Here is a 14,288-nt window from a genome sequence, read left to right as displayed (position 1 = left end):
TTGCCCGCATTTTCTCATGTTGCGGCGCAATAATTGGTGCGATGCGAAATAAATGTGACATAACTCTGCATTAAGAGAGTGTTTACGAAATTTTTGCGTTTTCGGAGATTCGACTATGACATCAGCCAATAAGCCGCGCGTCAGCATTTTCGGCATCGGGTATGTGGGCGCCGTGACAGCCGCCTGTATCTGCAAGGACGGCTTTTCCGTCCACGCCGTCGACATCAACACGGCCAAGGCCGAGTCTCTGGGCAAGGGCATCTCCCCGATCGTCGAACCGGGCCTCCCCGAATTGCTGAGCAGCGCGGTCGAGAACGGCCTGCTGACCGCCGGCACCAGCGCCGTCTACGCCATCGACAACACGGACCTGACCATTGTCTGCGTCGGCACGCCCAGCATGCGTAATGGCAATCTCGACCTGTCCTATGTCGCCGCCGTCGCCGAAGACATCGGTAAGGCCATTGGTAACAAGGCCGGGTATCACTCGGTGGTCATGCGGTCGACCATGTTGCCCGGCTCGATGGACAAGACGGTCATCCCTATCCTGGAACGTGCCAGCGGCAAGAAGGCGGGCGTCGATTTCGGTATTGCCTATTATCCCGAGTTTCTGCGCGAAGCCACGGCGATCGCCGACTATGAAAACCCCGCCGTTATCGTGCTGGGGATCAAGGACGACGAAACCCTCAACCGCCTGCGCGTTATCAATTCGAAACTGACCTCGCCGGAATTCCTTGTCGATATCAAGACCGCCGAAGCGATCAAGTATGCCAACAACACCTGGCATGCCGTGAAGATCTCGTTCGCCAACGAAATCGGCAATATCGCCAAGGCCGCCGGCATTGATGGCCACAAGGTCATGGAAGCCGTCTGCGCCGACAAGCGCCTTAACATCTCGACGGTCTATATGAAGCCCGGCATGGCCTATGGCGGTTCCTGCCTGCCCAAGGACTTGCGCGCTCTGCGATACAGCGCCCGTTCGATGGAGATTGCGACCCCACTGCTGGACGCGGTGGCTGACTCGAATGAAAACCAGATCGACCGTGCCTTCAACATGATCGCCGCCACCGGCAAAAAGAATGTCGCCATGCTGGGTCTGAGCTTCAAGGCTGGGACAGACGATCTGCGCGAATCTCCCCTGGTGGAAATTGCCGAGCGCCTGCACGGCAAGGGCTTCAAGGTCAAGATCTACGACGAAAACGTCCGCTACTCCGAGCTGACCGGCGCCAATCTGAGCTATGTCCGCGCCCACCTCCCGCACCTGGCCGACTTGCTGGTATCGTCCATCGACGAAGCAAAGGAAGACGCCGATGTGCTGGTCGTCGGTAACAATGACTTTCGCTTTGGTGAAGCCGTAGGCGCCAAGCGCGACGACCAACTGGTTATCGACTTCGTTCGTGTGTCCAAGGAAGTCCGCAGCAACAACCAGGACTATGCTGGCCTGTGCTGGTAAAGCCAGCTAGATAGCGCAGGAGCGCGATCCATGACCGGCTTACTCGGGTATGCTCTTGTGCTCTTGGCCATAAGTCTGGCCATGCCCACGGAGTTGTTCAATCAGCAATCGGCACACTTTCTCCTGGCAATAGGGGTCATTGCGTCGTGGCGGTATATTTGGGCGGCGACTCACCTTGTGCGTTCCCTCATCTATAGCCACATCGTATTTCCTCGCCTTCGCCGTGAAGCCGATGGAATGGGCGTGGCGGGAATGCCCACGCACGCCTATTTGCTGGTGACCAGCTTCCGGATCGATACGGAAACCAGCACGGACGTTTATCGTGCGGCAATCGAAGAAGCCGCAAGGACCGAAATACCGGTCACCATCGTCGCCTCTTTGGTGGAGATGGCAGACCAACGCCTGGTTAAGCAATTGTTCCTGGCGCTGAACCCGCCGGAGCACGTCAGACTGTCCTTTATCCGCATCGGTGGAACCGGCAAGCGCGACGCGCTGGCCCAGGGACTGAGAACCATCCAGATGCTGCTGCCGCCACCGGGCTCAGTGGTGGTCGTTGTCGATGGTGATACGGTGCTTGAACCCTATTGCCTGAAACGCAGCCTGCCCTTCTTCAAGGTCATGCCCGACATCAGCGCGTTTACGACGGATGAAGTTTGCGAAGTGCGGGGAGCGCGCGTGTTCCACGACTGGTACAATATGCGTTTCGCCCAGCGTCAGATTCTCATGTGCTCAATGGGATTGTCACGACGCGTCCTGACCCTGACGGGGCGGATGTCAGCCTTCCGTATCGAGGTAGCAACCGACCCAACCTTTATTCAGCAACTTGAATCTGACAGCGTCGATCACTGGCGTCTGGGTCGTTTCTCATTCCTGACCGGCGACGACAAGAGTACGTGGTACTGGATTCTACGGCATGGAGGCAAGATGGCCTACATCCCAGACGTCACCGTCAGCACCGTGGAATCGCCACCCGACAACGATTTTATTCGTTCATCAACCATGCTGATGGTCCGCTGGTTTGGCAACATGCTGCGGACCAACAGCCGGGCTCTGGCGCTTGGACCGCGCAAGATAGGCTTGTTTGTCTGGTGGACCGTACTGGATCAGCGCGTCAGCATGTGGACCGCCATCGTTGGGCCCACTGCCGCTATCCTTCTCACGCTTTACTATGGACCGATGGCCCTTCTGATCTACGCCTACTGGATTGCCGTGACTCGGTTCATTCAAACCCTGGCTCTGTTGACGGCGCGAAAAGAGGTCAGCTGGACCTTTCCTTTCTTGCTGTTTTTCAATCAGGTCTATGGCTCGATAGTGAAAACCTACATCTTCTTTCGCCTCGATCGGCAAAAATGGACGCGGCAAAACACGACATCCAGCCGAAATCTTGGCAGCTTACACAGCCGGGTTATCAACATGACATCCTGGTCGATGCACGCTGTAGCGCTTTTGCTGTTCCTTGCCGGCGTCGGCACCTACCTGGGCATTCTCAAGCCCTTTTCCTTTTTGCCTTTGATATGAGGTTCGATTAAATGACGGTGAGAATTCTTCATGAAGCCTCGTCTCAACGACAACACATAAGATTGCACGTTCCCATTACCGTACGCATTGGTGCTGACGTCTGTGAGGCGGCTGACTGGTCTGTAGCTGGTTTGAGGGCGGGACCGCTGACAGCCTTGCCTGCAGTCGCAGACATTGTCCCACTGACCCTAGTGTTCCGTTTCGAGGGCTTCGCCTTCGAAGTTGATCTAAAGGGCGAGGTTCGGCAGATCAACGCCGACACCCAATCCGCAGGCATTGCCTTTGTCGAACTGAATCCCAACACGCTATCTCTTCTGCAATATCTGATCGGAGCCCAGCTGTCGGGTGAAGTGGTAACGGCCGGCGATGTCCTGGCGGTCGTCAAGCGCGAAAACTTTACGGGTGCCCGCTTGCAGGCCAAGGGCGACAGCGGCGCCAAAAAGAGCATTCTGCCGACCGTCCAGCGCCTCGTCCTGCTTTGCGTCCTGTGGTCCATCGGCCTCGGTCTCGTGGGTTACATCGCCTACAGTGCTTATGCCCGTGCCTTCGTAATCCGGGCTGACGGCGTCCTCGCCAGTCCGGATGCCCAAATGCTTCGCGCTCCCAAAGCGGGTACCGTTATCTCTGTCGATGCCAAACCAGGCCAGCGCGTCGCGCCAAACCAGAACCTGGCCAGTGTCGAAGGCATTGACGGCGCCGTCGTCAATGTTGCCAGCAATTGCGATTGCGTTATGGGCGAAACAGTTGCTGCACCTGGCGCGTTTATCGCACGTGGTGCGCCGATCGTTCAAATCGTTCCGATGTCCGGGCGGATGGGTGGTGAATTCATCATTCCGCTCGAGGCTGCGCGTCGCATCCGTCCGGGTGACAGCATCGTCGCCGATGTGTTTGACGGTGAGCGTTATTATTCCGGTCGCGTTGAACGTGTGGTCCTGCCGACCTTTGGCGAGACCAATGCCTACGCAAAGGTAACCCAGGGCGTCATCCAGCTTTCGGCTGTGGTTCGGGTTCGCTTCGACAAGACTCTGCCAGCCTCCAGGGTCGGCCAACCGGCTTCGGTGCGCATCAGCACGCTGCGGTTCTTTAAATAAGAAGGGAACGGCGCTATGAAACGGACGACTTCGGACCTGGCTTTGCCGACAGCCTTCGCCACCGCAATGACGATTGCCCTGGCGATATCGGCAACACACGCTGCCGCAGCTGAAACCTGCCCTGCGCGCGTCGAGGCGGCCCCCAGCAGTGGCGCGCCCGTCAAACGCGACAGATCGAAATTGAGCCCCAGAGCGCGCCAGATTGAGGCCGCCGATAAAGCCTACCAGGCCGGCGATTACGATGGTGCGGAAGCCATCTTGCGAAAGCTGACCCGGGTGTCATGGGATAAGGCAGATACCCGACACCGCAGCCTGGTCCGCCTGGCCCGCATCCGCATCCAGCAGGGGCGCTATGACGAAGCCAGGGATTACGCCCGCGCGGCGACCAAGGGCCACGCTGCGGCGGTCAAGTCGCAATCCGCGTACTTGCTGACTGACATAGAGTATCGCCAAGGAACTGATATCGCGCGCGCCCGATACGACGCGGCAGATACTTTGTTGAAAGCCGGAGATCTGGATGCCTCCGAAGCTGCCTTCCTGGCTTTGAAGACTCAGCCCTGTCCGTACCCATCCGGCTACCAGGACCGCGTTCAACTCAAACTCGCGTCCGTCAGTCTGAAGCGTGGAAATGTCGACGAAGCTGAACAGCGTCTGGCGTTGGTGGGCAGGGGAAATGAGGACCTTACCCAGGCCATGGCGAGTATGGACGCCACCATCGCCCAGAAGCGGACAGACTTGAAAGCGCGAACGGCACTGGCCGAAGCCGACGCCAAGGTTGACGCCGGCGACGTTGAAGGCGGCATCACCGCGGACCGCGCGGCTCTGGCGGACCACCCAACGGCATCCTTCAACATCCTTGCCGCCGGCAAAATGAACTTGGCCGGCCATCTGTCGGTCGCCGGCCGTTTCGATGAAGCGCGCGCCGTCCTGAGCGAAGTCAAAGTTCCGGCCGGCGAGCCTGATCTTTTGCAACGCCGGGTCACCATCGAACAGCGCATCGAAACGCGTGAGCAAGACAGTAAGGCGTCGGCTCTCTTCACTCAGGCCGACGCTATCGTCGCCAGCGGACAACCCCGCCAGGCTCTGGCGAGCTATGACACTATCATCGCCAATCCGCAATTTTCGCCGGATTGGAAGCAACGCTCGCAACTGCGCAAAGCCTCGATTCTGCGTCGACATTATGATTACGCAGCCGCGAAGCTCCAGATCGATGCCGTCGCTGCCGCGCCGGCCAACCCTTCCATTGCCGAAAACGCCGCCAAGGCAGCGACGGACCTCTCGTCGGACTTCCCGGACAGGGAATTCCGTGGCGCCTTAGGCGGCGGCCTGCAGACCGACGACAATGCGCCAGCCATCGTCGCGGCCCTGCCGGGTGAAGAAGGTACCGTGCCGTACGCGGCCGAAGAGACCTATGCCGACGCGGCCACCTCCATCTTCGCGTCAGGCCGCTATCGTCACCGTCTTGGCGCGGGTTCGAACTACCTTGTGGCTTCCGGTGTCGTAGACCTGGTCGATCAATGGGACCTCGACCTGATCGATCGGGCATCGATGGAAGCCAGGACGGGTCTTATGACCCACCTTCCCGCCTACAGCGGCCGTCTTGAGGCAGGTGTGCTCTTCGGACAAACCCACCGTGGTGGTCAACAGTTGAGCACGTCCACCGGCGCCTATGCCAGCTACGACGCCCTGATGGGTAACCGCCGCCTCAATCTGCGCTACCAGGCGCGCAATGTCGACGACCGGCGCGCCGGTCGCGATGGCTGGCGTCATGCCGCTCAAATCGAAGTCACGCCCGCGGGACGCTATGGCCTTTCTGGCGGCGTCGGCGTGTACCGCGACCAGTTCGAGGACGCGACCCTGAGGCAGACAGCCGTCGGTGTTTCCGGTGACTATCGCTGGCAGGTCAAGGCACAAGGCGACTGGCAGGTCGACGGTACAGTCTCCGCCTCGGCGCGGTGGTCGCAGTATCGCGATGACAGGAAGATCACCCGGCTGCAGTTCGAGGTCGGACCAACCCTAATCTACAAGCAAAAAACCGAGGTGCAACTGCGCTACGGCTTTTATGGAACCCGTGACGATTCGCTCGCCTACGACCGAAACAACAATCAGATCTCCGTGTCGATTGTCAGACGGTTCTGATCGCGTGAAACCTTGGGTAGCCATCATGTCGCACACACGACGCAACATTCTTTCGGGTTTGGGGCTTTGGGGTCTGGGAGCCGGCCTGACGCCGGTTTCGGTCTCAGCCGCGCCGCCTGTGACGCTGTCGAAGCCGGCGGCGCTTGTTGCACCGTTTGATATTGCACGCGCCGCTCAACGGGTCGCCGTTGCCAAAAAGCTTCCGGAAACCCAGCCTGTCCGCGACCTGAACACCTCCTCCCGCTACCGCAAGGACGACCCCAGCCGCTCAACGGTCGATCCGGAGGCGGACGATGCGTATGAAGCTTCGGTCGCGCCCTTGCGGGCGTTTTCACGCGCGGTTGTCAAGGCAGCCAACCGGTTCACCCGCTCCAAAGGCGTGAAAACCGCAGCCGCGGCGGAAGCTGCCGGCCTGCTCTTGACCTGGGCCCGCGCCGACAGTCTCAAGGGCATGGAGAGCGAGACCGCCTATTTCAGCCGAGTCTCAACCCTTACCCCCGCGGTTCAGGGGTGGCTGCAGATTGCCGGCGCGGTGGAGAAAAAGGCCGAGGCTGTGATATTGGCCTGGTTCGAAGAACGAGCGGTCGACACGCAGACCTACTACACTCATTTGAAAAAGCCTGTCAGCGCCGCCAACAATCACCGCTACTGGGCGGGATTGAGTGTGCTGGGGACCGGCATTGCCTGCAACCGCAAAGATTTTTTCGACTGGGGTGTCGACTGCGCCCGCATTGGTATTGAGCAGGTGACGGCCGACGGCGCCCTGCCGCTCGAACTGAGACGAGCGTCGCGCGCTTTGAGCTACCATGCCTATGCTGCCGGTCCGCTGGTCATGATTGCCGAAGCGTCAGCGCGAAACGGCGACGACAGCCTTTACAAAATGAATGACGAAGCCTTGCACCGGGTTGTCGACTTCACGCTGTCGCAATTCGACAATCCTTCGCTGATTGAGACGCTCGCCGGTGCAACTCAAGGCGTACCCAAGCGTGATGACGCGACAAATTTCAGCGAGGTCGCCTGGCTCGAAATCTATGAATCGCGTTTTCCCGGGCGCAGCCGTTGGAGTTCGCGTCTTTCCGGCCTGCGCCCCATGCTTTCGACCGCCCTGGGGGGCGACATGACCTTGCTGTTTGCCCGCGTTCCCGAAACCCTCTCAGCTTCACCAAAAGGATAGAAGATGACCGCCTTGCTCCGTCTACTCAAAGATCTGAAATCAACCGCCCGCTCTATGATGTCCTGGGCGTTCCTGACGGTCGCCTGCACGGCCGTACCGGCATACGCCTATAACGATGCCGGTCTCTATGCAGCCGCCCCACCACCCAACTCGGTCTTCGTCCGTATCATCTCGGATGCCGACGACGCTAAGCCGGTCGACGCCGTGATCGGAAAGGCCAAGTACAGCGCCGCCAATGGCATGGCCAGTCCTTATAAGGTCGTTCCGGCCGGCAAGGTATCAGTGACGGCAGCCGGCGGCAATCGCACCGTCAGCTTTGTTTCCGGAAACTATTACACCGTCGTGGTTTCCGGTGCCCGGGGCAAGCCGACCATCAATTCGATTCAGGATCCGAAGCTGGACAGCAAGGTCAAGGGGTTAATCACGTTCTACAACCTGACCGGACGTTCCGCCCTGACCTTGAAGACCGCTGATGGCAAGGCCAATGTTGTCGAGCGTGTCGCATCCGGTCAAGTCGGCGCCCGCCAGGTGAATTCTGCGACGATTGGATTTGCCGTGTTCGACGGTGCCAACGCGCTCGGAAAGACGGCGCCGCAAACCGTCAATCGCGGCAATGCCTATTCCTCGATTGTCACTGATGCCGGCGGCCGCATCAAGGTCATTTGGGTCAGAAACGAAACATCCAAGTAATACCGGCAATATAGGTATTCAATGCTGGTCTGAGGTTTTACTATGGTATTCTCATCGAATATTTTCATCTATCTTTTCCTGCCGCTTTTCATGGCGACCTACTACCTCACGCCCGCCAGGTTCAGAAATATTGCCATCGTTATTGGCAGCTACATCTTCTATGCCTGGTGGCGCGTGGATTTTCTCCTGCTGCTGATAGCGATTACGTTGTGGAATTACGTTCTGGCCATCGTAATCGATAAGGCGTCGTCAGATCGGGCGCGCAAATATTTTCTGTTGATCGGTGTCGGCGGCAATTTGCTGACACTGCTCTACTTCAAATATATGAACTTCTTCGTCGAAAACTGGGCCTTCCTGGCGCGCCAGGTCGGCGCCAGCGACTCCTTTGCCACCAACGTCATCCTTCCGATCGGCATTTCCTTCTTCGTCTTCCAGGCCGTGAGCTACCTTGTCGACGTGTGGCGGCGCGACGTCCCGGCGACCACCAGCCTTGTCCAACTGGCAGCCTTCAAAGCTATTTTTCCTCAGTTGGTTGCGGGGCCCGTACTTCGTTACAAGGATCTGAAGGATCAATTCCTCAACCGCACCCACACCACCGAGAAATTTGCCGAAGGCGTTCGCCGCTTTATCTATGGCCTGTCGACCAAGATTCTTCTGGCCGACACTGTCGCGCCTATTGCCGATCGTCTGTTTGCATCGCCGTCCCCCTCGCTTCAGGAAGCCTGGTTGGGCATCCTGGCCTACTCCGCGCAGCTGCTGTTCGACTTCATGGGTTATTCCAGCATGGCCATCGGACTGGCGCTGATGATGGGCTTCAAGTTTATCGAAAACTTCAACAATCCCTACGGTTCACGCAGCATTACGGAGTTCTGGCAGAGATGGCATATCTCCCTGTCGACCTGGCTGCGCGACTATGTCTACATCCCCCTGGGCGGAAACCGGAAAGGGGAGTTCAAGACTTACCGCAACCTGCTCCTGACCATGTTGCTGGGCGGTATCTGGCACGGCGCCAACTGGACTTTTATCCTTTGGGGACTGCTGCACGGCGGCGTCATGGCGGTGGAACGCTGGCTGCGGCGCGAACCCAAACCAGACGCCCCGACACACACCCCCCTGGCCTGGCCCGTGACCATGCTGGTGGTTCTGATTGGCTGGGTTTTGTTCCGTGCCCATAATCTGACCCAGGCCTTCACCGTCTACGGCGGAATGCTGGGCCTTAACGGCCTGACCCCCTCTGCAGATCAGGTCTGGCGCCAGTCGACCCCGGAACTGTTTTTCCTGTTGGGTGCCTTGGTCATAATCGGCCTGGGTGTTCGCCAGGCCTGGACCGGCCGTGGCTTTGTGCCCGCACGGGGATCGCGAATGGAACTCGTGGCACTCAGCCTTCTGCTGGTTGTCAGCCTGATGCGTTTGAGCGCCGCCTCCTACTCTCCTTTCCTCTATTTCCAATTTTGAGCTGCGAACCCTTTCCCATGACTGACAAATCTGTTGCGATCCTAGGCATAGTGGCCGGAGCTGGTCTCCTGGCATTGGCGCTGGTCAATCCGGCCCTGCGCGGTGTCGATGTCCCCGCCGCGTCGCCGCAGGCCGTTTGGAACGGGTCCTGGGCGACGGGGTTCGGCGGCGCCTTCGACAAGAAGCTGGCGCTGCGCGATCCCGCGCTCAACGCGTCAACGGCCCTGTCCTATGCTTTGTTCAATGAAGGCCGCGACGGTGTCGTTCCAGGCGCGGATGGCTGGCTTTACACCAAAGAGGAGTTCGACTCGCCGCGCCTGGACAAGGGCGTGGCTGATGCCGTCGCCCAGGCGGTAGAGGCCAAGGCCATCCTTGAAGCCCGCGGGATCGCATTTGTGGTGGTCATCGTTCCGGCAAAGGCACGCATCTATCCCGAACACCTGGGCCGCCATACCTGGCCAACCACCCTGGTTCCCGTCTATGACAACCTGCTCCACGGGCTCGGCAATGCCGGCATTGCCACCGTCGATCTGCGCCCGGATTTTGGCAGTATCAAGGGAAAGGATCTGGCCTATTTCCGGACCGATACCCACTGGACTCCCGTTGGGGCACAAGTCGCGGCCCAAACGATCGCAAAACAGATCGCCGCCGACGGCAAACTGCCAAGCGCAGGGTCGGTCGTGCCCCCGCAACTGACCCTTGCCGAGGCTGAACCGATGGACGGCGATCTCCTGAACTTCATTCCTCTGGGTCAAACCTTCCGTCACCTGGGCCCGCCTGCCGACAGGCTGACCCAGCCGCAATTCGACTACACCGGCCGCGAAGAGAGCGGCGGACTGCTTGGTGACGCCGCCACGCCGGTTGTCCTGGTCGGCACAAGTTACAGCGCCGACGAGCGTTGGGGCTTCGCAGGCTTCCTGGAACAGGCTCTGGGCGTAGATGTTGCCAACCTTTCCGACAAGGGGGCCGGGCCTTTTGTTCCATTGAGAAAACTTCTGGAGGGCACTGCGCTCGACGAGAGCCAGCCTGAAATCGTCATTTGGGAACTTCCGGAACGTTATGTCTGGATGGACGCGAAGCCGCCGGCCGGAGAACCGAAAGCATCATGACCCTAAACGCCCCCCCCCTGTTTCCGTCTCGAGTCCGGGCGCTGTGGAGCAAGGTTGCTCGCGCTGTGATCTTTGCAGGCCTTTGCGGAGCCATGGCTCCGGCTTGCGGTCCGTCGACGATCTCTTCCGATGGCGCCAGCGCGACGCGTGTGAATGAAATATCAAAAGCGCAGGCGGCTTATGCAGCAGCTCTGAAGGCTCAGACGACAGCTGAGCGCACGGCGAAATTTGCGGAAGCAGTCGAGCTGTACGACCAGGCCGCGCTCGCGGATGCGAAAACGGAATCGTCGCCTGCCTTCAAGCGGCTGATCGAGGCCTATACGTCGCATCTGTTGGAGGTTGCCGCTGCTGCGACCACGCCACGCGACCAGAGCCTGGCCCTCCTGTCGCAGGCCCGGACGATCGCCCAGCGCAACCCCGATATTGCCAGCGGCGGACAGGCGCTTATCCAGATCGCAAAACAACAAACGCTCAACGCCGACTACAGCGGCAGCGCTGACACACTGACAACCGGGTATGTTCGCATTCAGACCCTGCCGGCCGGCCAGCGCGATCCGTTGATTGCGGAAATGACCTTTCAACTTACCTATTCGGTGCAGGGCCGGAAGCGGGCAGATGTTTGGGCAACCAACATTGCCGACCCAGAACTTCGCAGCACGACGCTCGCGCGCGTAGCACGCCAAAGGCTCAGGGCCGGAGATTTCACCGCAGCCGAGCTTGCGCCGTTTAAAGGCCTGCCGCTGAGCGGGTTCGATACGCAGGGAGACGCTCTGCTGCAAGCGGCTGACGACTTGCGTATCGCAGGTGAACTGGCCCTGGCGGTTACCACGATCCAGGCTGCCCCGCAAAGCTACGCCCAACGCGACGAGTTCTTGCTCACCCTGGCCAGTGAAGCAACGACCAATGAAGAGCGCGACGACGTCGCAACTGCGGCGCTTGGGATCAAGGACCGGCCCCAGCGCGACCGCGCCCTGTTTGAGCTGGCCGTGGGCAATGCGGACACCTCGCGCCTTACGATCGCAGCGCGCCTTACTGGCGCGATCCGCGACAAGTCCTACCGCGCCGAATCCTGGTCGAAAATCGCCGCGTCCTATGCGCGATCCCACGTTACCAATGAAGCCCAGGCCTATCTGGCGAGGGCGCTGGCCGAGACATCATTTTTCACGTCGGTGAAGGCAAAGTCTGCCGTCAATGCCAACCTCGCGGAAACCTATGCCCGTTTCGGAGATTACAAGAAGGCCCTCACCTACGCCGACCGAATCAAATTCGCCAGCGGCAAGGTTGATGCCTACACCGATCTTGTACGCACGGCTTTGGACGTCTCCGACTACGCGTTCGCGGAGAAGGTGATCGGACGATTGAAAGACGCCGGCGCAGGCGATGAAGCCGTCATTTTTCGGGCCTCTCTGCTGTCCATACAGGGGCGGCCGGGCGACATAGAAGGATTGGCCGGAAAGAATGCATCTGCCGGGACACGCGCCTGGGTGCTGGCCTATGCGGCCGAGGGCTTCAGCCGGAAGTCGCAATTGGAACGCGCCACCCCCCACGCGGTCGCGATCGAGGCCTTGTATCGAAATGCCAAGTCGGCAGCCGACATTCAAAAGACCGCTTCCGCGGCCGTATTTGCCTATGCCGCGGTGGGTAAGCCGGAAACGGCCGAACCCTTCCTGGCTGACGCTGTCGCAACGAATGACATTAGCTACCAGCGTGCCCTTTCGCATCTGGCTGGTGCGTGGGCAGGTAAGGGCGACGCTTCACGGCTTGAAGCCGTTCTGGCTTGGGCCCTTGACGACAGTCAGATGACGCAGGTTCTGGGTCGGGTTGTGACCGTGCTCACCCATACTGACCACTATGAGAGCGCTGCGCGATACGCCGTTCGCATACCCGACGAGGCCGTTCGCGTCCTCCATATGCATCGCCTGGCCACCAGCAGCGCGCAGGCGCTTGACAACTACGGAGTCCTGGGCGGAACCCAGTCGAAACCGAGCGAGGTGGACCGCGAGCGTCAGGTTATCATGAAAACCAACGGCTTCACCTACTACTCCCTGGGCAACGATCGCGCTGGTGAGGCCGTTCCTCTGACTCGACGCGTGTCGGGTTTCACCCGCAAAACGGTAAGTGACCGCATACCAAAAGCCAGCGACGGTAATGTGTTCGTTATTCCGATGACTTACAGCTACTACAACACAAAGTTCATTTCGCAGGTCAACTACGTTTTCGCCTCAATCGGCTACAGCATCTTCCCCGTTCAGGCCCAAGGAACGCGATATCCGAAGTATGTTCACATCGAATCGGGCGTTTTCACGCTTGAAACCCTCTCCCGTCGCTTGGCCGAAATTGGCTATGACGATGCACTGGTGCGGAGGGGATCGCGCTATCAGCTGAATCTGCCCGTTCTGGTGGGACCCGAGGCCTCGTTGGTGGTGTCGGGCACGGACGCCAAGGAACTGCGGCTGAATACGCAAAGTGGTGTTTATCTGGTCAATGCCGGGCAGCTTTGGTTTCACGACGTCGAGGTTGCGGGCTGGGATTCGGACGCCAAGACCTATGCCCAACTGACCTTCGAAAAGCGCACGCAGTTCCGCCCCTTCATCATGTCGTGGGGTGGGTCCGAAATGAACGCCGATGGAACCCACTTTCATCATCTCGGTTTCAGCGGGTCAAAAGGCTATGGCTTCTCCTATTCGCAAGGCCCGACCACATTGCAGAAGCAAAGGCCCGGGGCCCTCAACCGTCCGACCGGAACGCTTGTCGAAAATTCTTTTGAGGACATGTACTTCGGGCTGTTCACCTACGCGACCGACGACCTGAATGTCGTCGGGAACGAATACCGCAACAATATGATTTACGGCATCGACCCGCATGACTATTCGCTGCGACTGACCATTGCCTACAATACGACCTACGGGACTCACAAGAAGCACGGCATCATCGGATCCCGCGGCGTCGACGATTCCTGGATCGTGGGGAACATGTCTTTCGACAACCATGGCACGGGCGTGATGCTGGACCGCGAGTCGTCGCGAAATCTGGTGTACGCCAATCGAATCTGGAACAATGGTCAAGATGGGGTGGCAGTATTTGAAAGCTCATGTAACATCGTTGCCAGCAATGTGACGGCCAATAACAGGGGCGACTCCGTCAAGATCCGCAACAGCACCGATGTCGGACTGTTTCGCAATACCTTCTCCGGCGCCGGTGGGTCGGCGGTCAACATCTATGTTGGCGATCCCAAACCGGTCGCCAACTTCCCGCCCCGCGACCTGGCCAAGGACCCCTACACCAAGTTCGTGTCGGTGGCGCTGATCGATAATACAATTGAAAAAGGCCAAGGCTCCGGCATCACCGCAACCGGCTTCGGCGCCGTCGCTTTACGTGGCAACCGTTTCATCGGGCCGACGGAAAAGCGCCTTCAGGGCGACCTAGGCGCAGTCGAGCGAGAAATGTCGCGCTACCAGAACGAAGGCGTGGTCGTCAGATCGTCCTGTCCGGTCATCAAGACCCCCAAAACCTGCCCGTTCCTGAGTAACGGCTTTCTCGGCGGCCTGGTGGATGGCTTACCGCCCGCAACAGGCAGTCAGACCATGTGTTCCGGGGGCGACGATGTCGACCTCGAGGCCGAAGACGAGGGCGGTAGTGCCGGAGAGGACATCTGATCATGG

Annotated in this window: 9 protein-coding genes; all 9 read left to right on the top strand. The window is 59.4% G+C overall.

All coding sequences use genetic code 11. The annotated features are described in order from the left end of the window. Positions 1–115 precede the first annotated feature (115 nt). Positions 116–1,450, top strand: coding sequence for a nucleotide sugar dehydrogenase (locus tag ABAC402_RS35470; RefSeq protein ID WP_023450633.1), 1,335 nt, complete (start codon positions 116–118; stop codon positions 1,448–1,450). Between the two features lie 30 nt (positions 1,451–1,480). Beyond that, positions 1,481–2,968, top strand: coding sequence for a glycosyltransferase (locus ABAC402_RS35465; RefSeq protein ID WP_031235883.1), 1,488 nt, complete (start codon positions 1,481–1,483; stop codon positions 2,966–2,968). A 155-nt stretch (positions 2,969–3,123) separates the two neighbouring features. Then, positions 3,124–4,059, top strand: coding sequence for a hypothetical protein (locus ABAC402_RS35460; RefSeq protein ID WP_155847446.1), 936 nt, complete (start codon positions 3,124–3,126; stop codon positions 4,057–4,059). A 15-nt stretch (positions 4,060–4,074) separates the two neighbouring features. After that, on the top strand, positions 4,075–6,198 hold the full coding sequence (locus ABAC402_RS35455) for a tetratricopeptide repeat protein (protein ID WP_023450630.1): 2,124 nt from the start codon (positions 4,075–4,077) through the stop codon (positions 6,196–6,198). Positions 6,199–6,223: 25 nt separating this feature from the next. Further along, complete coding sequence (locus ABAC402_RS39400; protein ID WP_023450629.1) at positions 6,224–7,372, top strand: alginate lyase family protein; 1,149 nt, start codon at positions 6,224–6,226, stop codon at positions 7,370–7,372. A 3-nt stretch (positions 7,373–7,375) separates the two neighbouring features. Further along, positions 7,376–8,062: an alginate O-acetyltransferase AlgF gene (locus ABAC402_RS35450; RefSeq protein WP_082180020.1), complete on the top strand. Its 687-nt coding sequence runs from the start codon at positions 7,376–7,378 to the stop codon at positions 8,060–8,062. Between the two features lie 42 nt (positions 8,063–8,104). After that, positions 8,105–9,517 carry an MBOAT family protein gene (locus ABAC402_RS35445; RefSeq protein ID WP_023450627.1) on the top strand — a complete coding sequence of 471 codons (1,413 nt, stop codon included), beginning with the start codon at positions 8,105–8,107 and terminating at the stop codon, positions 9,515–9,517. 17 nt (positions 9,518–9,534) lie between these two features. Next, entirely contained in the window at positions 9,535–10,626 is a 1,092-nt protein-coding gene (locus ABAC402_RS35440; RefSeq protein WP_082180019.1) for a hypothetical protein, read from the top strand. A gap of 92 nt (positions 10,627–10,718) precedes the next feature. Further along, positions 10,719–14,282, top strand: a complete 3,564-nt coding sequence (locus ABAC402_RS39395) for a right-handed parallel beta-helix repeat-containing protein (RefSeq protein WP_023450625.1) — start codon at positions 10,719–10,721, stop codon at positions 14,280–14,282. The last annotated feature ends 6 nt before the right edge of the window (positions 14,283–14,288 follow it).

It is taken from the genome of Asticcacaulis sp. AC402, from assembly GCF_000495835.1.
Lineage (GTDB): Bacteria > Pseudomonadota > Alphaproteobacteria > Caulobacterales > Caulobacteraceae > Asticcacaulis.
Note: the sequence above shows the minus strand (reverse complement) of the source record. Positions and strands in the feature narration are given on the sequence as shown.

What these genes read in the sequence shown, in the direction of transcription:
- ABAC402_RS39395 (WP_023450625.1), top strand. Translation starts at nt 10,719, where the DNA reads ATGGCTCCGGCTTGCGGTCCGTCGACGATCTCTTCCGATGGCGCCAGC.
- ABAC402_RS35440 (WP_082180019.1), top strand. Translation starts at nt 9,535, where the DNA reads ATGACTGACAAATCTGTTGCGATCCTAGGCATAGTGGCCGGAGCTGGT.
- ABAC402_RS35465 (WP_031235883.1), top strand. Translation starts at nt 1,481, where the DNA reads ATGACCGGCTTACTCGGGTATGCTCTTGTGCTCTTGGCCATAAGTCTG.
- ABAC402_RS35455 (WP_023450630.1), top strand. Translation starts at nt 4,075, where the DNA reads ATGAAACGGACGACTTCGGACCTGGCTTTGCCGACAGCCTTCGCCACC.
- ABAC402_RS35450 (WP_082180020.1), top strand. Translation starts at nt 7,376, where the DNA reads ATGACCGCCTTGCTCCGTCTACTCAAAGATCTGAAATCAACCGCCCGC.
- ABAC402_RS35445 (WP_023450627.1), top strand. Translation starts at nt 8,105, where the DNA reads ATGGTATTCTCATCGAATATTTTCATCTATCTTTTCCTGCCGCTTTTC.
- ABAC402_RS39400 (WP_023450629.1), top strand. Translation starts at nt 6,224, where the DNA reads ATGTCGCACACACGACGCAACATTCTTTCGGGTTTGGGGCTTTGGGGT.
- ABAC402_RS35470 (WP_023450633.1), top strand. Translation starts at nt 116, where the DNA reads ATGACATCAGCCAATAAGCCGCGCGTCAGCATTTTCGGCATCGGGTAT.